Annotated in this window: 23 protein-coding genes and 1 pseudogene; 15 read left to right on the top strand and 9 right to left on the bottom strand. The window is 66.3% G+C overall.

Annotated elements, in window-relative coordinates; genetic code table 11:
- Positions 1-20 precede the first annotated feature (20 nt).
- The 4 genes from E1288_RS22955 to E1288_RS22940 all read left to right on the top strand — a co-directional run bounded on the left by E1288_RS22955 (position 21) and on the right by E1288_RS22940 (position 2,900).
- Complete coding sequence (locus E1288_RS22955) at positions 21-887, top strand: SDR family oxidoreductase (RefSeq protein ID WP_132488306.1); 867 nt, start codon at positions 21-23, stop codon at positions 885-887.
- 95 nt (positions 888-982) lie between these two features.
- The gene (locus E1288_RS22950; RefSeq protein WP_132486609.1) at positions 983-1,318 is read left to right on the top strand and encodes a plasmid stabilization protein; all 336 of its coding nucleotides are present in this window, start codon (positions 983-985) and stop codon (positions 1,316-1,318) included.
- A gap of 365 nt (positions 1,319-1,683) precedes the next feature.
- Complete coding sequence (gene gvpJ, locus E1288_RS22945; protein ID WP_132488304.1) at positions 1,684-2,112, top strand: gas vesicle protein GvpJ; 429 nt, start codon at positions 1,684-1,686, stop codon at positions 2,110-2,112.
- The gene (locus tag E1288_RS22940; RefSeq protein ID WP_132488302.1) at positions 2,109-2,900 is read left to right on the top strand and encodes a GvpL/GvpF family gas vesicle protein; all 792 of its coding nucleotides are present in this window, start codon (positions 2,109-2,111) and stop codon (positions 2,898-2,900) included. The genes gvpJ and E1288_RS22940 overlap by 4 nt, the downstream gene beginning before the upstream one ends.
- Before the next feature lie 175 nt (positions 2,901-3,075).
- Here E1288_RS22940 and E1288_RS22935 read toward each other — a convergent pair whose 3' ends face one another.
- Positions 3,076-4,296, bottom strand: coding sequence for a PP2C family protein-serine/threonine phosphatase (locus E1288_RS22935; RefSeq protein WP_132488300.1), 1,221 nt, complete (start codon positions 4,294-4,296; stop codon positions 3,076-3,078).
- 70 nt (positions 4,297-4,366) lie between these two features.
- Between E1288_RS22935 and E1288_RS22930 the strand changes: the two genes are divergently transcribed.
- The 5 genes from E1288_RS22930 (at position 4,367) to E1288_RS22910 (ending at position 7,062) form a co-directional block, all read left to right on the top strand.
- The gene (locus E1288_RS22930; RefSeq protein WP_132488298.1) at positions 4,367-4,744 is read left to right on the top strand and encodes an STAS domain-containing protein; all 378 of its coding nucleotides are present in this window, start codon (positions 4,367-4,369) and stop codon (positions 4,742-4,744) included.
- A gap of 33 nt (positions 4,745-4,777) precedes the next feature.
- Positions 4,778-5,215 carry an ATP-binding protein gene (locus E1288_RS22925; RefSeq protein WP_165968214.1) on the top strand — a complete coding sequence of 146 codons (438 nt, stop codon included), beginning with the start codon at positions 4,778-4,780 and terminating at the stop codon, positions 5,213-5,215.
- Positions 5,216-5,442: 227 nt separating this feature from the next.
- Positions 5,443-5,967, top strand: coding sequence for a DUF1360 domain-containing protein (locus tag E1288_RS22920; RefSeq protein ID WP_235883745.1), 525 nt, complete (start codon positions 5,443-5,445; stop codon positions 5,965-5,967).
- Positions 5,968-6,157: 190 nt separating this feature from the next.
- Positions 6,158-6,385, top strand: a complete 228-nt coding sequence (locus E1288_RS22915; protein WP_132488294.1) for a hypothetical protein — start codon at positions 6,158-6,160, stop codon at positions 6,383-6,385.
- Positions 6,386-6,492: 107 nt separating this feature from the next.
- A complete protein-coding gene (locus tag E1288_RS22910; RefSeq protein ID WP_132488292.1) occupies positions 6,493-7,062 on the top strand; it encodes a hemerythrin domain-containing protein in 570 nt (189 codons plus the stop codon).
- Positions 7,063-7,129: 67 nt separating this feature from the next.
- Here E1288_RS22910 and E1288_RS22905 read toward each other — a convergent pair whose 3' ends face one another.
- The 6 genes from E1288_RS22905 to E1288_RS22880 form a co-directional block, all read right to left on the bottom strand.
- Positions 7,130-7,633 (bottom strand): hypothetical protein, encoded by a 504-nt coding sequence (locus E1288_RS22905; RefSeq protein ID WP_235883744.1) that lies wholly within the window; start codon positions 7,631-7,633, stop codon positions 7,130-7,132.
- A 223-nt stretch (positions 7,634-7,856) separates the two neighbouring features.
- Positions 7,857-8,894: an iron-containing redox enzyme family protein gene (locus tag E1288_RS22900; RefSeq protein ID WP_132488288.1), complete on the bottom strand. Its 1,038-nt coding sequence runs from the start codon at positions 8,892-8,894 to the stop codon at positions 7,857-7,859.
- Positions 8,851-9,102, bottom strand: a complete 252-nt coding sequence (locus tag E1288_RS22895; protein ID WP_132488286.1) for a CDGSH iron-sulfur domain-containing protein — start codon at positions 9,100-9,102, stop codon at positions 8,851-8,853. Before E1288_RS22895 ends, E1288_RS22900 begins: the two co-directional genes overlap by 44 nt.
- On the bottom strand, positions 9,095-9,739 hold the full coding sequence (locus E1288_RS22890) for a HemK2/MTQ2 family protein methyltransferase (protein ID WP_132488284.1): 645 nt from the start codon (positions 9,737-9,739) through the stop codon (positions 9,095-9,097). The genes E1288_RS22895 and E1288_RS22890 overlap by 8 nt, the downstream gene beginning before the upstream one ends.
- Before the next feature lie 76 nt (positions 9,740-9,815).
- The gene (locus E1288_RS22885; protein WP_235883743.1) at positions 9,816-10,805 is read right to left on the bottom strand and encodes an L-histidine N(alpha)-methyltransferase; all 990 of its coding nucleotides are present in this window, start codon (positions 10,803-10,805) and stop codon (positions 9,816-9,818) included.
- A 313-nt stretch (positions 10,806-11,118) separates the two neighbouring features.
- Complete coding sequence (locus E1288_RS22880; protein WP_132488384.1) at positions 11,119-11,535, bottom strand: CBS domain-containing protein; 417 nt, start codon at positions 11,533-11,535, stop codon at positions 11,119-11,121.
- Positions 11,536-11,932: 397 nt separating this feature from the next.
- Here E1288_RS22880 and E1288_RS22875 point away from each other — a divergent pair, with 397 nt between their 5' ends.
- Positions 11,933-12,181 (top strand): DUF6480 family protein, encoded by a 249-nt coding sequence (locus E1288_RS22875; RefSeq protein ID WP_132488282.1) that lies wholly within the window; start codon positions 11,933-11,935, stop codon positions 12,179-12,181.
- A gap of 794 nt (positions 12,182-12,975) precedes the next feature.
- Positions 12,976-13,980, top strand: a complete 1,005-nt coding sequence (locus E1288_RS22870) for a lysylphosphatidylglycerol synthase transmembrane domain-containing protein (protein WP_165968213.1) — start codon at positions 12,976-12,978, stop codon at positions 13,978-13,980.
- A gap of 48 nt (positions 13,981-14,028) precedes the next feature.
- Here E1288_RS22870 and E1288_RS50410 read toward each other — a convergent pair.
- Positions 14,029-14,154: pseudogene (locus tag E1288_RS50410) on the bottom strand (Tn3 family transposase); the annotation flags it as partial.
- Positions 14,155-14,479: 325 nt separating this feature from the next.
- Between E1288_RS50410 and E1288_RS22860 the strand changes: the two are divergent.
- The 4 genes from E1288_RS22860 to E1288_RS22845 all read left to right on the top strand — a co-directional run bounded on the left by E1288_RS22860 (position 14,480) and on the right by E1288_RS22845 (position 16,612).
- Complete coding sequence (locus E1288_RS22860; RefSeq protein ID WP_132488278.1) at positions 14,480-14,806, top strand: PadR family transcriptional regulator; 327 nt, start codon at positions 14,480-14,482, stop codon at positions 14,804-14,806.
- Positions 14,803-15,159, top strand: coding sequence for a DUF1048 domain-containing protein (locus tag E1288_RS22855; protein WP_132488276.1), 357 nt, complete (start codon positions 14,803-14,805; stop codon positions 15,157-15,159). Before E1288_RS22860 ends, E1288_RS22855 begins: the two co-directional genes overlap by 4 nt.
- 1 nt (position 15,160) lies before the next feature.
- Positions 15,161-15,487, top strand: coding sequence for a DUF1048 domain-containing protein (locus E1288_RS22850; RefSeq protein WP_132488274.1), 327 nt, complete (start codon positions 15,161-15,163; stop codon positions 15,485-15,487).
- A gap of 414 nt (positions 15,488-15,901) precedes the next feature.
- Entirely contained in the window at positions 15,902-16,612 is a 711-nt protein-coding gene (locus E1288_RS22845; protein WP_328592475.1) for a serine hydrolase domain-containing protein, read from the top strand.
- Here the strand turns inward: E1288_RS22845 and E1288_RS22840 are convergent.
- Positions 16,509-17,510, bottom strand: coding sequence for an NADPH:quinone oxidoreductase family protein (locus E1288_RS22840; RefSeq protein ID WP_235883741.1), 1,002 nt, complete (start codon positions 17,508-17,510; stop codon positions 16,509-16,511). The two genes, E1288_RS22845 and E1288_RS22840, sit on opposite strands and share 104 nt — an antisense overlap.
- Positions 17,511-17,523 lie beyond the last annotated feature (13 nt).

Here is a 17,523-nt window from a genome sequence, read left to right as displayed (position 1 = left end):
TCGATGGCGAGGGCTTCGCGATGGCGGAATTGCCGAAGACAGCACGAGCGCAGCAGCAGCGCCCTCCCGGCACCACGCAGGCGATGCGGCCGCATCCCAGGGATGAGATGCGGGATTACGTGGGCGCGCAACACCTGATCGGCAAGCGCGCCCTCATCACCGGCGGTGATTCGGGGATCGGGCGGGCGGTGGCGATCGCGTTCGCGAAGGAAGGCGCGGATGTCGCGATCTCGTACCTCGACGAGATGGAGGACGAGGATGCCGAGCACACGGCCGAACTCGTGCGGGAACAGGGCCGGTCCTGCTACCTCCACCGGGGCGACGTCGGCAGCGAGCGGTACTGCAACGAACTGGTCGAGGACGTCGTCGCGCAGCTGGGTGGGCTGGACGTGCTGGTGAACCACGCGGGCACGCAAGCGCCGCAGGACGACCTGACCGAGATCAGCAACGACCAGTTCGACAGGACCTTCAAGGTCAACGTCTACGCGATCTTCTGGCTGTGCAAAGCCGCGTTGCGGCATCTCCCGGACGGTGCGGCGATCATCAACACCGGCTCGGTGAACGGGCTGCGCGGGAACAAGGACCTGATGGACTACTCGGCGACGAAGGGCGCCGTCCACGTGTTCACGCAGTCGCTCGCGCAGTCGCTGGTCGGCCGGCGCATCCGCGTCAACTGCGTGGCCCCCGGGCCGGTGTGGACGCCGCTCATCCCGGCGACGCTGACCGAGGACAAGGTGGAGGGGTTCGGCAAGCAGACCCCGATGGGGCGCATGGCCCATCCCGACGAGATCGCGCCATCGTACGTCTTCTTCGCAGCAGAGCGGCTTTCGAGCTACTACACCGGTGAAGTGCTGGCACCCGTCGGCGGCGAGACCCACCCCGGGTGACGCCGAATGTGGCCTGTTGAGGTGCCCGGAAGGTGTTCTTCGTGCCGTCTGCGGGTAGTCGACGTGGGTGGAAACCCTGTGAGGGGGTGCGAACGATGCCGCAGCAGGCCTGGAACAAGAAGCAAGAGCGGCAGTACGAGCACATCAAGGAACAGGCTCAGGAACGCGGGTCGAGTGCCGGGCGTGCGAAGGAGATCGCTGCGCGGACCGTGAACAAGGACCGGGCGCAGCAGGGGCAGGCGCGGCAGCGGAGCGAGACGTCGACCCAGGACATGTCGCCGCAGCGGCGAGGTGGGAAGAGGTCGGGCAAGCGGGAGGGCCCCGGTGGCCGGACCAAGCAGCAGCTGTACGACGACGCCCGCCGCCAGAACATCAAGGGCCGCTCGAAGATGACCAAGGAACAGTTGGAGCGCGCTCTCAGCCGCAGCTGACCCGGGAAGTAGGACTTGTCCGCAGGAGGGCGCGGATCACGCTTCCTCGGGGTAAGTCGACTCATAGTTGGGCCGAAGCGGGAATCTGTTTCAGAGTTTGTCGTAGTTGCATTTCGCAAGCTGCGTGCTAGTTGTTCCGCAGGAGTTCGATGCGTTCGCTGATGCGAAAGTGTCGTCGTGCGCCGTCCGATTGCCGGCGGGAATTCGACAAGCGTTTCGGCATGTCGGGGTTCGGGTAGAAAAAGCGCAGGAACTCCGGCGAAGAGCCAAGAATGTCTACATAGGACAAGGATCGCAACGAGGAGACTGTCGGCTGGACGATGAGATAGGCAGCAGTGTGACTTCCGGTGGTAGAAGGTGATCCGATGACTGTGGCGAACAGACAAGGCGGCGGGGGTTCACAGGTCCAGCGGGCCCCGGCGAGCAGCCTGTCCGAAGTGGTCGGGCAGATCTTGGACAAGGGTCTGGTCATCGACGCGTTCGTCCGCGTGTCCCTGGTCGGGATCGAGTTGGCCACGATCGACGCCCGGGTCGTAGTGGCCGGTGTCGACACTTATCTCCGGTTCGCCGAAGCGACCAACCGGCTCGACCTGTACGAGAAGGGCGGCAAGGACCTGACGGAGCTGACCCCCCAGGGCGCGACGCAGAGCGGTGTCGAGGGGAAGGCCAAGGAAATGATCGAACCCGCCAAGGACAAGTTCGACGAATTCCGCGAGGGCGGTGACCAGGAGGAGCGGGAGAAGCAACCCGCTCGGCACCGTGAATCGCGCGACCGGGGGCGTGAACGACGATGACAACGCAGGCGGAACGAGACCGGAACGCCGACGCGGCGCCTCCCGAAAGCACCCACGGGATCTACGTCTACGGAATCCTCGGGTCGTCGTACGCCCTCCCTGACGACCTCGCTTCGATCGGAGATGACGAGACACCGGTCCGCTTGGTTTCGCACGAGGGCCTCGCCGCCGCCATCAGTGAGGTGAACCTGAACCGTCCGTTGGGAACACCGGACGACTTGCGCAGCCACGAGGAAGTCCTCGACACAATCGCAGCGGAGAGGACCGTTCTCCCCATGCGGTTCGGGGCCGTCGTGAGCTCGGTCGACGCAGTCGTCGACGAGCTGCTGGCTCAACATCACGAACTCTTCGAGGCGGCGCTCGCGGAACTCGACGGAACGGTGCAGTTCACCGTTGGCGGACGCTACTTGGACTCCGCGCACATCCGTGAAGTCGTCGCGGAACAGCCGGAGGTCAGAGAGCTCAGGGAGTCGCTGCAAGGGGTGCCGCCGGAGGCCGGGTACGACGAACGGCTGCGGCTGGGGGAGATGGTCAGCAATGCCGTTGTGGCGAAACGGGAAGCGGACGCGAATCAGCTGATCGAAGCCATGTCGCCCTACGTCGCCGGGACAGCCGTGCACGAGGTGGGGGGCGAGGACGATGCGTTCGACGTGGCGATGCTCGTCGAACGCGGGCGTCGCGACGATTTCGAGAACGCGTTGGACGGACTGGGAGAACAGTGGAGCGGACGCATCCAGCTCCGCCTGGTGGGTCCGCTAGCTCCCTACGACTTCTTGCCCGAGCGGTGATCGGCCTCCACGCCGAGAGGGAGTACCGAGAACGCGCCTTGATCCGAAGGTATCCGGCGGAGATCGATTAGGAGCGCGGGCACGAAGCCCACCGGGTCCCCAACACCACGGACATCTCTCAACCTTGATCTCGGCCCGCACGGCCGCTGCTGCCGCGTGACTGATCCGCTGTTGTTCAGCCGGAGTGGCTGATCGCGAGGAGTGCGACGTCGTCGGTCGGAGGTTCGGTGCCGACGAGTTTGTTCATCACCGTGGTGCACACGGTGCCTGCCGGGGCGGGGTGGATGGCCTCGCAGAGCTGTTCCAACCCGAGGTCGATCGATCGGTGGCGGCGTTCGACCAGGCCGTCGGTGAAGAAGCAGACGACTCCGTTGGTGGGTAGCGTGAGCATGCTGGTCCGCCGTTTGCGGCGGGCGACGCCGAGGCCGACGGGGGGATCCACCGGCACTTCGGCGAGGTGGCTGCCGGAGGAGGGTGTGCCGATCACCGGCGGCAGGTGTCCGGCCATCGAGATGTGCAACGTGGTCGCGGCCGGGTCGTAGATCGAGTACGCGACGGTGGCCATGGCGTTCGGTTCGAAGTGGGTGACCTTGCGGTCCAGTTTGTGGAGGACTTGTGCGGGGTCTTCGGTTTCGAGGGCGTAGGCGCGCAGGGCGCTGCGCAGCCGGCCCATGATGATCGCCGCGGCCAGGCCGCTGCCGACCACGTCGCCGATCACGATGCCGATGTGCCCGGACGGCAGGGTGAAGACGTCGTACCAGTCGCCGCCGACACCCGGATCGACGCCGGAAACGTATCGTGCGTCGAGGGTGATCCCCGGGACCGTTGGGAGTCGCGTGGGCAGCAGGCTGCGTTGGAGTGCCTTCGTCGCGGCGCGTTCGGCGTGTGTCGTGCTGGCGTGGATCGCCAGCGCGATGCGATCGGCGACGAGCTGGAGCAGGTGCACGTCGTGTTCGGTGAAGCGGCGGGTTTCGTAAGTGCCGATGTAGAGCACGCCGATGATCTCGCCGCCGGCCAGCATCGGGGTGCCTATGAGTGTGTCGATCCCGTGCTCTTGGAAGACCGGGCGGAGGACCGAGGGGTCTTCCTGGCTGTCCAGGATCGGCGGACGGCGTCCGGAGGCGACCGCGTCGGCGAAGGCGGGGCCCACGTGAACTCGGACGTTCTGGCGGACCTCGTCCTCGATCCCGACGGCGGCGGTCGCGACCAGCAGCTCGCCGGCGGGTTCGTAGCGCATCACCGTGGCGGTGTCGACGTTGAGCAGTTTGCTGACCCGGTGCAGCATTTCGCGCAGCAGGTCGTCGGATTCGAGGTGTGCCAGCGCTGTGTCGGTGACGAGCTCGATCTGCCGTAACCGCTCCGCTGCGTCGTCGGGCGAGTTGACCGCGGGCCGCATGGGGCCATGGTAGCCTCGCCGATCCTTGATCATCTTTGCGTTCGGGCGCGGTGACGACCACCATGGGGGCATGTCCATGTCTACCGGTTCAAGTGACCCGGCAGCACCGTTGACCGTGGTGACCCGATGGTCCGATCGCGTGTTGCTGATGGAAGTCGCGGGTGAAGTCGAGCTGCTCAACGCCCCGCGGGTCGAGTCGGCGATCATGAACGCGTTCGACACGCGGCCCGAGGTCCTGATCCTGGACTTCAGTGGGGTGACGTTCCTGTCCTCGGCGGGGCTCGCCGTCCTGGTCCGCGCTCGGAACCGCGCCGGTACCGACATCGGGTTCCGGGTGGTCGTCGACGGTCCGGCGACGGTGCGGCCGGTGCAGCTGACGGGGCTCGACCAGGAGATCGCCTTCTTCTCCTCCCAGGACGAGGCGATGGCCGCCGCCGCAGGCGCTTGAGTTCCGCGGTCCGCGCCACGGATGGGGCTGGAAATGACAGGTCGTGCGCTCGGTGCCGCCGGGGATGGTGGCGTCCCGGTGCCTGCGCTGCGTTACCGGATGGTTTCGGTGTCTCCGGGGGAGTTGCCCGGGCTGCGCGATGAGCTGGCGGGGTGGAGCCGCTGCGCGGGCCTCGGGCGCGACGCAGTGGAAGCGCTCGCGCTGGCGTGCTACGAGGCGATGGCGAATGTCGTCGAGCACGCCTATGCGCGTGCGGGTGCGATGGATGTGGAAGCGGTGCACTTCGCCGCCGAGCGCCGTGTGCAGGTCACGGTCACCGATCGCGGCAGCTGGGTGCCGCTGGACTGGGGGTCCGACGTCGATCGGGGCCGGGGACTGCCGTTGATCCGCCGCCTCGCCGACGAGGCCGTGGTGACTCCTGGCGATGCCGGCACGGAAGTGCGGATGAGCTGGTCAACGCCCGGCGCATGACGTACTGCCGCAATTTCAATGGAAATCGCGGCCTTCGGTTTCCGTTCGTGAGCGTCTCTTGGAGTGGGGAGCTCGGCCGGCCGCATCGTCGTGGGCACGATGCGGTGCGTGGCCATGCCGGTCGTTTCCGGGTGCGTTGACCGAGTGTGTGACGGGTACTTCTACGAGCAGGCCCGTGGTGACGTGGCGCACGGCGTCGCCGAAGTACCGTGGAAGAGGCGATTTGCGTGGCGAAGGACATGGAAGGCACGCCCACTCCGGGAGAACAAGCCCGGGAAGAAAGGGAGATCTACCGCGGCGAGCGCCTGCGCCCATTGGGCGGTTACGTCGTGCTGATGGCCGCTTTCGCCGGTCTGATCGCCGGGGCCGGAGGACTGGTGGCCGCGAGGGGGAACCGACTGCCTTCCGGCGTGCGGGTGCTCGACGTGCTTTTCTTGACGGCCGGCACGCACAAGCTGTCTCGCTTGATCTCCAAGGACGCGGTCACGAGCCCTCTGCGCGTGCCGTTCACCCGCTACAAGGAGACGGGCGGGCCGGCGGAGGTCGAGGAGGAGGCGCGGCGGGGCAGCCAAACCCGGCGCGCCATCGGGGAACTGATCACGTGCCCGTTCTGCATGGACCTGTGGATCGCCACCGGTTTCACGCTCGGGATGATCTTCGCGCCGCGCTTCACCCGGCTCATCGCCATGACGTTGTCCGTCCTGGCCGGTGCCGACTTCCTCCAGCTCGCCTACGCGAGGCTGCAGCAATGAGCCACTGTTGGGGGCCCACGTCGACCAGTGATCGAGCTCCTCTCGTGGGCGCGCAGCCACGCCAGGCAGAGGACATGGCTCATCCCGGCTGACCACTGCCGCCCACGATGATCCGTTCGCGCGAGTTTGAGGCTTGCCAGCGCGGGAAGCCCAAGAACCCGAAGAGAAGCCGACATGTGGAGCACGCGCCATGGCTGAGAAGCCGAGCAGTCCTGTCAAGGACAAGAACTACAACCTGATCACCATTCTGCAGGAGTCGCTCCAGCACGCCTGGATGATGGAGACCTACATCAAGGACGCCGAAGAACAGGGAGATGAGGAATTGGCCAAGTGGTTCCGCAAGATCCAGCGCAACAACGTGAAAGCTGGTGAGCAGGCGAAGGAAATGCTGCAGAAGCGCCTAGCGCCTGAACAGTGATCCATTGGGATGTTGCGGCAGACGTGGGCGTCGCTGCGTTTAGGGACCGGCAGCGGGGGAAGGCAGAGCGGGGAGCAACGACCGACTTCTCATGGAAGGACTGCACGATGGAGCGCGAAACGAGGCATTCGGGCGGCATGGTCGACGTGTTGGTGACCGATCATCGCGAGGTGGAGAAGGCGTTCGCCGACTACGAGCGCGGTGGCCTGTCCGACGAACAGCGTCGCGAACTCGTGGACCACATCATCACCGAACTCGTGCGGCATTCGGTGGCGGAGGAGCAGTACCTCTACCCCGCGGCGCGGGAAGCACTGCCGAACGGCGACGAGGTGGCCGACAAGGAGCTCGCCGAGCACGCCGAGGCCGAAGAGGTGATGAAGCGGCTGGAGAGCATGAACGTCAGCGACGCCGGGTTCGACGACCTGGTGGGCCAGCTGACCCGCGCCATCCGCCAGCACGTCGAGGAGGAGGAGCGAGACCTCTTCCCGCGCCTCGAGCAGGCTTGCAACGCCGACGAGCTGATGGACCTCGGGAAGAAGATCCAGGCCACGAAGAAGAGCGCTCCGACCAGGCCGCACCCTTCGATGCCGGACCGGCCACCGGCCAACATGATCCTGGATCCGGGCATCGGGATGGTCGACCGCATGCGGGATGCCCTGTCGGGGCGGAATCGTTGATCGCACTGCGAGGTGATCGCCGACGGCGTTGACGCGCCACGGAAAGCACCGCAGGAGGCTGATCTGCTCAGGCGGCGTTGGAGGTGTCGACGTCCAAGGCTTCGCGGAGCCGGTCGCGGTGCAGGTCCGCCACCGGGGCCAGCAGGTCCGGGTGGCGCAGGAGGGCCGCAGCGCCCAGCTCCCGGTCGCCCGGCTCGGTGAGGCGGCGGAACTGGTCCGGAGACGCGGAGCGGTGGTCGGCGACCAGCGCGTCAACCGCCGTCGCCGCCAGCGCCGGGTTGCCGAGCAAGCACGCTGCCCAGCTGGCGACCACCTCGTCGACCCAGGTCCGCCACGCCTGGTCCTCGTCCTCGGGCGCCGTCGCGACGCCGCCGACCAGCGTGTCCAAGCGGCCCGCCCCGCCGGGACCGGCGATCAGGACGAGGTCGGCATCGACGGTGGTCGGATAGCGCAGCAGAGCGGCGGCAGTCACGGCCTGCGTGGCCTGGACCTCCACAAGCGCGCGGCTGAGAGCGCCTTCGTTGGACGAGGGGTAGGCGGTCGTCAGCCAGCGGGCAGTGGCCGTGATCATTGGGGCAAGGGCCGAGGACAAGTCGGGTCTCGCTTCCTCGCTGCTCGGGGCGGCTCCCAGCACGGTATCCGGCGCGCGCGGTCGTCTGAAGGCTCCGGGCGCAGGTGAGGCGAAGCGCACGGCAGAGGTTGACCCGACCGGCACGACAGTCCGAAACTTCCCAACCACTCGTGCCGAGCAGAAGCCGGGGCAGGGGGTTACGCCGCTGCTGAGCTCATTCGGGCTACAAGCGCGGCTTGGACGGATCCAGATCGCGCCGGGGCAGCAGCGAGGACTTGTTGTCGGCCCATCGGTCGAGCAGCAGCGCTTCGAGTTTGCCGGCCAGGTGGGTGCTGGCGCGGATGCCGAAGACGACATCGGAGGCGAGTTCTGGCTCGGCTTCCAGCAAGGGGGCGAGGACGCTCCGTCTGACCAGTTGTTCGTGGACAGCGTCGGCTTCGACGTGCTCGGCGTAGAACTCAATGGCGTCCGGGCCGCAGCCGAGCCGTCGCATCGCCTGGACGAGCCGATCGGATCCGGGCGACGAGGTGAGCTCGACGGTGGCGAACTGCCCCAGCAACGCGCCTCGAAGACCGCGGTGCAGCCCGCACATCGACATCAGATTGACCTCGGCGAGCGTCTCCGCTGGGGCGGAATCGAGGTAGGCCCCGTACCGGTCGTCCAAGCCGAGAGCGCGCATCATCCTGGCGAACAGGTGGGAATGCATGCGTTCGGGGTTACCGGCACCGTATTCGTCGTGTTCGATCGTGACGAAAGCGGATTTGGCCGCCCCGGAGAGCCGGGGGATCACCCAGGCTTGTGGGTCCGCTTCCTTGAGGTGGTACAGCGACCGGTGCGCTACGTACTCGCGCAACTGCCACAACTGCCCGTCGCGACGGAGGTGGTGCGTGACCCCCCACGCATCGGCTGGCTCGACTAGGACGTTCTGCAGTTCGGCCTCCACGTCATCGCCGGCCGGGACGTCATCGCGCAAAGCGGCGAGGAACACCTGCTCAAGCCTTTGGCGAAACGCCAGCAGCGTGGTGTCCCATTCCCACTCCGGTTCGACACCGCGAAAGCCGCGGTAGTGCAGTTCATGAAGGCAGTAGAGGGCGAGTTGCAGGTCTTGCCCGTAGGGGTCGGCCCTGTTCAGGGGCGTCGGCGGAGTCGGGTTGCCGCGGAGCGTTTCGAGGACTGCGGATGACAGCGGGCCGCGGGGGAACGGCAGCTCCGGTGTCTCAGCACTGCCGGTCGTCTTCGAAGGTCTCGTTCTGGTCGTCATCGGTCTTCCTCCGGCGGCTTCGGGCGCAGCGGCGGTGGCTGGTGTCGCACATCGGGTAGCGGCGACTCCGGCGGCACGTGCACAGGGCGGTCACCGCACGTTCGGAACACACGCGACGTCCGTCCGGAGTGATCAGTTCGACCGGGCCGTGCACGAGCACGGGCCCCTCGCCGGTGATCTCGATGCGCGTGGGGTAGCGGTCAGTCACGGCAACCCTCCACGACGACGAGTTCCTCTTCGCGGCGGCCCGATTTCAGCAGTCCGCGACCTTCGACGAGCGCGGTGCGGGTTCGCATCACCGGACCGAACGGCACGCGAAATCGCGCGACCACCTGCGACCGAATACCGGCTCCTTCCAGCCGCACCAGGGTCGCGCGTTCATCGCACACCTCGGACTGCACGATCAAGACCGTGCCGCCGCTGGAGAGCGCATCGGCAGACCCGAGGCAGATCCGGTCGAGCACTTGCCTGCCATCAATGCCCGCATCCCAGCAGCGAGCAATCCGGTGGCGGGGGAGCAGCGAAGTGGGTGCGGGCACATAGGGAGGATTGGCCAGCAGGAGATCGAATCGTTCGCCCCGCACCGGCTCGAAGAGGTCACCGCGACGAACATCGACCGGGGCTCGGTGAACCCGGGCGTTGAGCCACGTCGCGGCTGCGGACCGCAGTGACAGGTCGACCGCCGTGACCGATGCCGCCCCGGCCCGCACCGCCTCGATGGCGAGCGCACCCGTTCCGCATCCGATGTCCAACACGCGCCGCCCGCGGGCGTACTCGCCTTGGCGCATGACGTTTGCCAGCAACGCCGTGTCGTCGGCTGCTCGGTAGACACCGGGTAGTCGCATGAGGAGCACCCTGCCCTCATACCCGGTATCCATCGAGCGAAACATCGGACTCCGGTTGTTCCGGTGACGCCGACGTTCAACGGCGGGAGAAGAGGAAGAGCCCGTACTGCCAGCGCTCGTCCATCCAATGCCGGTGGGGGAGCAGGCCGAAGTCGCGCATCTCATCGATGAAGTGCGTCGGATCGAACTTCGCGGAGAATCCGACGTTGATCGAATCGCCTACCTTGAACTCCAGCCGGATGTCCAGTGCGCGCAGTTCCGCCATGTGCTCCGTGGTGGCGTAGAGGTGGCCTTCGACCGTGCGGGTGTGCTCGTTGTAATGGGCCCGCGCCTGGAAGCGGTCGAGCAGGAAATCACCGTCGAAGCAACGGTTGAGGTGGGCCAGGTGGTTCAGGCGGAAACGCACGAACGCGGAACCGCCCGGCGGATCGTTGTAGCAGGCTTCGAGGACGTGCTTGGGTTTGACCAGGTCTGCTGAAACGAGAAAGCGGTCGCCAGGTGCGAGTGTGCGCTCGATCTCCGCGAGCAGCGCGTGGCGTTCGGCGGTGGTCGTGTTTCCCAACGTGCTCCCCAAGAACATCATCGTGACCGGCGCGCGACGTTGTCGGCGGATCCAGCGAAGCCCCGCTTCGTACCGGCCCCACAACCCGCGCACGGTCACCTCGCGGCAGTCGGCGGCCAGCGCATCGCCGCTGGAGACGAGCATTTCGCGGCTGACATCGATGGGAAGGAACGTCGTTCGACGCCGGGCAGCGCACGCTGTGAGCAGTACTCGTGTCTTCTTCGCGCTGCCGCTGCCCAGTTCGGCGACCCACGGTGTTCCGAGTTCGTCCGCGATCGCCCCGGCATGCCGCTGCAGCAAAGCGTCTTCCACGCGGGTCAAGTAGTAGTCCGGTAGCTCGGTGATCTCCTCGAAGAGTTCTGACCCGAGCGCGTCGTAGCCGAAGTGCGCCGGAATCCGAGGCGGTCTCTCGCGCAGACAGGCCTCCAGCGCGTCGCCATCAGTCCAAAAGCCGGTGTCGCCATCTATGGCTTCGACGCTGGTTCGCCCTTCCAACTCATCCACCAACGTTCGTTCGTCTTGGAATGTGTCTCCGTGAGACGGTCGCCCTCACCGTCCAGCAGCCGTTCGCGAAAGAGACGTCGCGAACTCGCATCAGAGCTCGCAGCTCCTCGCGAATCGCCTCCATTCGACGCGGTCCGTCAGCGTACTGCGAAGACAAGACATTCAGCGTGACGATGCGTATCCAGGGCGGCGCCGGCGATCCACTCATAGGATTCGAGTACCCCTCTTGGTCGCCTACGTCACCGCGTGCCTATTCGCGCCTTATCCGCAGCGCTGTAGAGCACCCCGGAAGAGCGAGACGCAAACCGCCGATTCAGTCGGAGGAAAGTGTGTCCACCAGCTCTCCCACCTCCGTGTGGGGTAGCGATCGTGCGATGTCGCTCAAGCTGACCATGCCAACCAGTTGATCGCCGTCGATGACGGGCAATCGCCGGACTTTGTGCTGGCTCATCGTCCGCAGGATCTCGTCGGCGGGATCGTCCGCGCCGATGGTGACGGCCTCCGCCTGGCCCAGGTCGCCGGCCGGGAACGTGCCGGCATCCCGGCCCTTGGCGATGACCTTGGTGACCAGGTCGCGATCGGTCACGACTCCTTTGATCTTGTTGTCTGGTCCGCAGATCGGCAGGCCGCCGACGCCGAGTTCGGCCATGATCCGTGCGGCGTCGGCCGCCGTCTGGTCGGTTTGAACGCACTGTGCGCCGCTGGTCATGATCTCCCGTGCCGTCGTCATGGCTCGGATGTCCTTTCCGGTTGATGCGGTGCGGAGCTGGCCGTTCATAGAACGCAGCCTGCCATTCGGCTACCCGAGCGCTCCTCGGTGCATGCGTGGTGCACACGATCAATGGATCAGGATTTCCGCATGACGCCGTTCGGCCTGTAGAAGCGCGTTGCTCGTGGCCGTGGACGACATGGCTTCCGCAGGGCCACCCGGCGCGCGCCGGTCGCGCGATTCTGCTCGTCTCGTCCGCGGGCCTTCACCCAACCGAGCTCGGCGCCCATAGGAGCCTGGCCGACGATTGTTTCCGGCCCGGCGCCGAGGTTCAGTCGATGCACGTGCATCCCGAGGCGAACAGTGGAGCACCAGGAGCTTGTCGTTTCGGCAACGACGGTGCGGGTAGCCACTAGGCATGTCCACACGAGGGTCCCACGAGCCTCCTGATCCTGACCCGGATCGCACGCCAGGCTTGGAGCAGGGCGGCTCGGTACCGCCTGGGGAGACACCGCCGGAGTCGGCATCGGCCACCGAAGGCCTCTCGTACAAGACCAAGCCTTCGGCACGTCCGACCAAGTGGATCTGGCTGATCGCGATCGCTGTCGTCGTCGTGCTGGTAGCCGCGTTCTTCATTTCATTCGGAGCGGGTCTCCTCGGCTACTGACCACCAATCCGATTCGGCCTGTGCAGCAGCGTGAAGAGGAACAGTCCGATCAGCCTGCTGTGAGCGGGGACGAATCGGCGAAGAGGGGAGCAGTCGAACAGGAGGAGGAACCAAAGAGGCCGCCGCGTCAGTAGCCACGGTCCGCTGCTCGGGGTGCCCTGGAAGCTCGGTTGCGGAGCCTGAGATGTCGGGCCTTTGTGGGTGTGCTGCAGGTGGTCTTGACGCTCGTGGGTACGAGAGCCTGCCGACCGCTTCGACGGCCCCGGCGGGGCCGTTTCTCATCGCCCGCCGGGGCTTCTACTCGGAGACGCCGCCACTGGCGCCGCCTTCACGGTAAGTCTTTCCGAACTTCAGCTCCTGGTGATCAAGGGTAGTTGACTCATATGGATGAGTCATTACTTGTCTTCATAGAGTCTGCTGTGGACGTCCGCGAAACAGCTTTGCTCATGGCTGATTCGGCCGGACGGAATGTCAATCCGGCTCGTCACTGGCCGTTGCGCCTTGGTTCCGGCGCCGTCGATTCCGTATGCGCGCCGATGCTTGCGCCAGTACTGATCAACACCGCGCCGAACGAGCTCATCGACGCGAGCTCGCCAAGCACTCTGCCGTGCATAGGCGTCGCGGGCTCGGTGTCGGCACGGGTACTCCAGGGAAGTGATCTGCGGTGCAGGACAGCCGACGGCCACCTGGGGTGGTTGCTGTGGGAGGGGAGGCCTCAGTTCGGTTGGCGGGTGCGCAGCATGCCACCGTAGGCAGGCGGACTTCGAGCAGCGAGGGCGGCAATGCAGAAGGTCGTGCGCAGAACAGTCCAGTGGTCCGTGCTGGTCGCGGGAGTCGGCGTCCTGGCATGGCAGCTGCCTGCGTTGACCGGCGAGTCGGGCCGGTTGCGTGCCGCCCTCGCGGGCTTGCGCTGGGAGTGGGTCGTCGTCGCGGCTTTGCTCGGTCTCGGCAGCTTGGTGGCGTACGGGGAACTGCACCGGCGCCTGCTGATAGCTGGTGGGGTGCACTTGGGGGTGCGGGCCGTCCAAGCGATTCACTTCGCCGAGAACGCCCTGTCGACCACGTTGCCCGCGCTCGGAGACCCGGCCGGCTTCGCGTATGCGACTTACCAGCTGCGCCAACGGGACGTAGGTGTCGCCTTGGCCGTGTGGTCGACAGTGCTGAGCGGGGTGGTGGCGACGGTGGTGTTGATGGTGCTGGGCGTTGTCGGCTTGGGAACGTCCGGCAGCATTCCGACGTTCATCGCAGTCGTCCTCGTCCTGGGCATCGCCTCTGCATCGTGGGCGTGTTGGCGGGTCGTGACGCATGCAGAACTGTTGCACCGTGGCCTGCGAGGACTGACCAGGCTTGCTCGACGGATTCCGCTGCTCGAACGAGGAAGCTGGGCGGCGGATCCCGATGCGGCCGCGCGCCGCATGTCGGAACGGGTGCGGTTGCTCCGGCCGAGCCGGTCCCAATGGGCGGTCATTCTGGCGATCGCTGCGCTGAGTTGGGTGTTCGACTTCCTGAGCTTGATGGCCACCGTCGTCGCCTTGGGCGCCCCGGTGTCGTGGTCGGCATTCGTGATGGGTTTCCTGGTCGTGCAGGCGAGCATCGCATTGCAGATCATGCCCGGGGGCGCGGGCCTGGCGGAGGCCGGGCTGCTCGGCGTGCTGGTGTCCTCCGGAGCACCGGTCGCGCAAGCAATGGCCATCGTCCTGGTGTACCGCGGGATCAACTGGGTCGGCCTGGCGGTGGTGGGCTGGTTGGTCTACGCGGTCCAGATACACGCGTCGCCGCGCCGGAGCGACCGATCGTGAGCCCGCGGTGCGCCGAGTATCGGGGGAGCTGTCGCCAAGCGCCTGATTGTTCAACTGCCGGGAGATCTTGCGCCGGTACGCCGGATCTGACAGGTACCGGGCGGCGTTGATCGTGCGGCGCAGTGTCCCGTACTCCTTCAACGCCGCCAGGGCGTTCTGCCGGCTCGACGCCGTGGGGAACCGCTGACCGTCCGAAGAGGACAACCACCCCTGCCGTACCGGCTCACCCGCTTGACGCGAGTGAGGGTGTCGTCGCAGCCGCACCCCGAACCGGAGGTGGTCGCCGGCCTTGGGGCTGCGCAGGTTCGGATACCGCACTCGGACCTCGATGGCTTTTCGGCCGGCGGCGACCAGGTCGAAGTAGCGGCGGAAGAGGTTCAGATTCGAATCGCTTCCGTGGTCTGCGCTCACCGATCGTTGGACATTGGTTCACTACTCTGTGCTACTGTGTAGTGGTACTCGGTACTACGAAGTACCAGGAGACCGAAGAGGGTCCACGATGGACGACCTGACGGAGATGCTGAAGGGCACGCTTGAGGGCTGCGTGCTTGAAATCATCGGCAGCGAGGAGACCTACGGGTACGCCATCACGCGTCGGCTGAACGAACTCGGCTTCGCCGACGTCGTCGAGGGGACGGTGTACACCATCCTGCTACGGCTGGAGAAGAACGGGCTCGTCCAGGTGACGAAACGACCGTCCGGGCTAGGCCCGCCGCGCAAGTTCTATGCGCTCAACGACGCTGGGCGCGAAGAACTCACGACGTTCTGGGCGAAATGGGAGTACGTCTCATCACGGATCGACAAGCTCAAGGAGGGCGGGGAATGAACTTCTGGGAGACCATCACAGGCAGCGATCTCACCAGGGAATGGAAGGCGTTCGAAGCCCGGGCCGAGGCATTGCCGGCCGACTACCGGGCGGCGTGGGAAGAGATCAAGGGTCATCTTTCCCTCTACTCGGACTTCACCGGTCGAAACCTGATGCCGATTCTCGACAATGCTCTGGGGCTGCTCGAAGAGACAGCGTCCGATGGGCAGAGCATTCACGAGGTGCTGGGTGACGACATCGAGGGCTTCTGCACGGCGCTGGCCGGCGGCGAAGGGGCCCGGAGCTATCGCGACCGGTGGCGCAAGCAGTTGAACAGGAACGTCGCGAAGAAATTGGGCCGGCTAGGAGGCTGACGTGGGCATCCAGGACATCATCGAGGGAAAGAAGCAGTGGCGGGCGCACATGGCGCGGGTCAAGGCGCTCCCGCCGGACTACCAGATCGTCTACAAGGAGATTCAGAGGTACATCTTCAAGGTTGGACCGACCGACTTGCTCGACGGGCCCCTGCTCTCAGGGATCATCGATTTCTTCGAGGAGGGCGTCGCGGCCAACAGGGGAATCCTGGAACTCATCGGCAACGACGTCGCTGCCTTCTGCGACGACCTGATCAAGGACTCGCGCACCTACGCGGACGTCTATCAGGAATCCATCAGCGGGAAACCCGGCACGGCCGAGAAGTAACACCCGTTTGCGTGTCTTCTGCGAGTAGGCGCCGTCCAATTTACGGCGCCTGCGGGAGGGTGCTGGAACACCTCCTCCCGAGGCCGCGCCCGCTACAGCCGAGCGCGGCGAACGGAACCCGATCCGCGAAGTCGTCCGGCCTGTGGAGCTCACCGAGGAGTCTCTTCGGAACCCCCGGAGTGTCAGTGGATCAGTCCGAGCGGGAACGGCTGACCAACGCCATCGATAGCGGGCACCTGGGCGACAAAACCGCAACGAGAGATTGGATATCCGAATGACAGCCAATCAGGGCCGCGACAACGCCTCCGTGAGCGGTGGTGGTGACGACCTCGAGCATGGTGTAGAGGAAGGCTGGGGAAAGCTCGCTGACGCGTTCCACGCGAACTTCGAGGCCCCCGGCGAGGTCGGCGCGGCGTGCAGCGTCTACGTGGGCGGCCGCCCCGTCGCCAACCTGTGGGGAGGGCTCGCCGATCGCGAGGCGAACGACCGTGGCGCAAGAACACCGTCGTCCATGTCGCATCCACGACGAAAGGCGCTACCGCAATCTGTGCCCATCTGCTGGCACAGCGCGGTGAGCTGGATCTGGACGCCCCGGTGGCCCAGTACTGGCCGGAGTTCGCCGCCAACGGCAAGGAACAGATCAAAGTGCGCTGGCTGCTGTCACACCAGGCCGGTCTCCCGCTCGTCGACGGACCGCTGACGTTCGAGCAGGCGTGCGCATGGCACCCGGTCATCCGTTCACTCGAGGCGCAGAAGCCGCTGTGGCAGCCGGGCACCGAGCACGTCTACCACGCCGTCACCTACGGGTTTCTGGTCGGGGAGGTCGTGCGTCGGATCACCGGCAAGTCACTCGGCACGTTCTTCGCCGAAGAGGTGGCCGCCCCGCTCGGGCTGAGCGCCTGGATCGGACTGCCAGAGGAACACGAGGGACGGGTGTCCCGGCTGCACTTCACCGATGCGTTCAGCGTGGAGGAGCTGCTCGCCGGGCTGATCAAGGTCACTGGGCTCGATGCGGACACGGTCACCCGCTGGTCAGGACGGTTTTTCCCAGGGCACGGTTGCCGGCGAGCTCCTCGAGGGCTTGCGGCAGGTCGTCCACGGGAGCCGTCCGGACCAGCGGTTTGATTCGTTTCGCCAGGGCCAGCTCGAAGAGGTCGTCCTGGGCGGCCCGGACCAGTTCGGGTTGGTGGTCCAGGTAGAGCGACCAGTGCAGGCCGAGAACGCTGTAGTTCTTGACGAAGGCGTGGTCGAGGCGCGGTTGCGGGATCGTGCCGCTGGCGAAGCCGATCAGCAGGATGCGGCCCTCGAAGGCGATGTACTTCGACGCCTGCCGGTACGCCTCGCCGCCCACGGATTCGAAGACCACGTCGGCGCCGTGCCCGTCGGTGATCTCGCGGACCGCCTCGATCACGTCCGTGCTGCTGCGGTCGATGACGTTGGTGGCGCCGAGCCCGCGCACGGTCGCGGCTTTGCGCGCATCGGACACGATGGCGATGACCTGCGCACCCGCTGCCACCCCGAGCTGCACGGCTGCTGTTCCGACGCCGCCGGCAGCTCCGGTGACGACCAGGACTTCTCCCGGTTGGAGCTGGGCACGGCGGTGCAGGCCGAGCCACGGCGTCAGGTAGGTCAGGTGCAGTGCTGCGGCCGTGATGTCGTCGAGGTCCGGAGGCACGACGAACGACGAATGTGCTTCCAGCAAAGCGTATTCGGCGAATCCGCCGTGCGGCAGGACCGGTCGGCCGACGACGCGGCGGTGCAGCAGTTCCGGTGAGGATCCAGGCCCGACCTCGTCGACGGCGCCGCACAGCTCCACTCCTGGCGTGAACGGAAGTTCGGGTTTCGCCTGGTACTTGCCCCGGCACAGCAGCACGTCGGCGAAGTTGCACGCGGCAGCCGTCACGCGGACCCGGACCTGGCGGGGCCCGGGTTCGGGTTTCGGAACCTCCGCAGTGGCCAGGACCTGCGCCGGTTCGCCCAGCTCGGTGACCTGCCACGCGCGCATCGTTGCGTGGTCCGTCATTCTTCTCCTCCGA

The organism is Saccharopolyspora elongata, from assembly GCF_004348985.1.
Taxonomy (GTDB): domain Bacteria; phylum Actinomycetota; class Actinomycetes; order Mycobacteriales; family Pseudonocardiaceae; genus Saccharopolyspora; species Saccharopolyspora elongata.
This window is presented reverse-complemented; position numbering and strand designations above follow the sequence as displayed.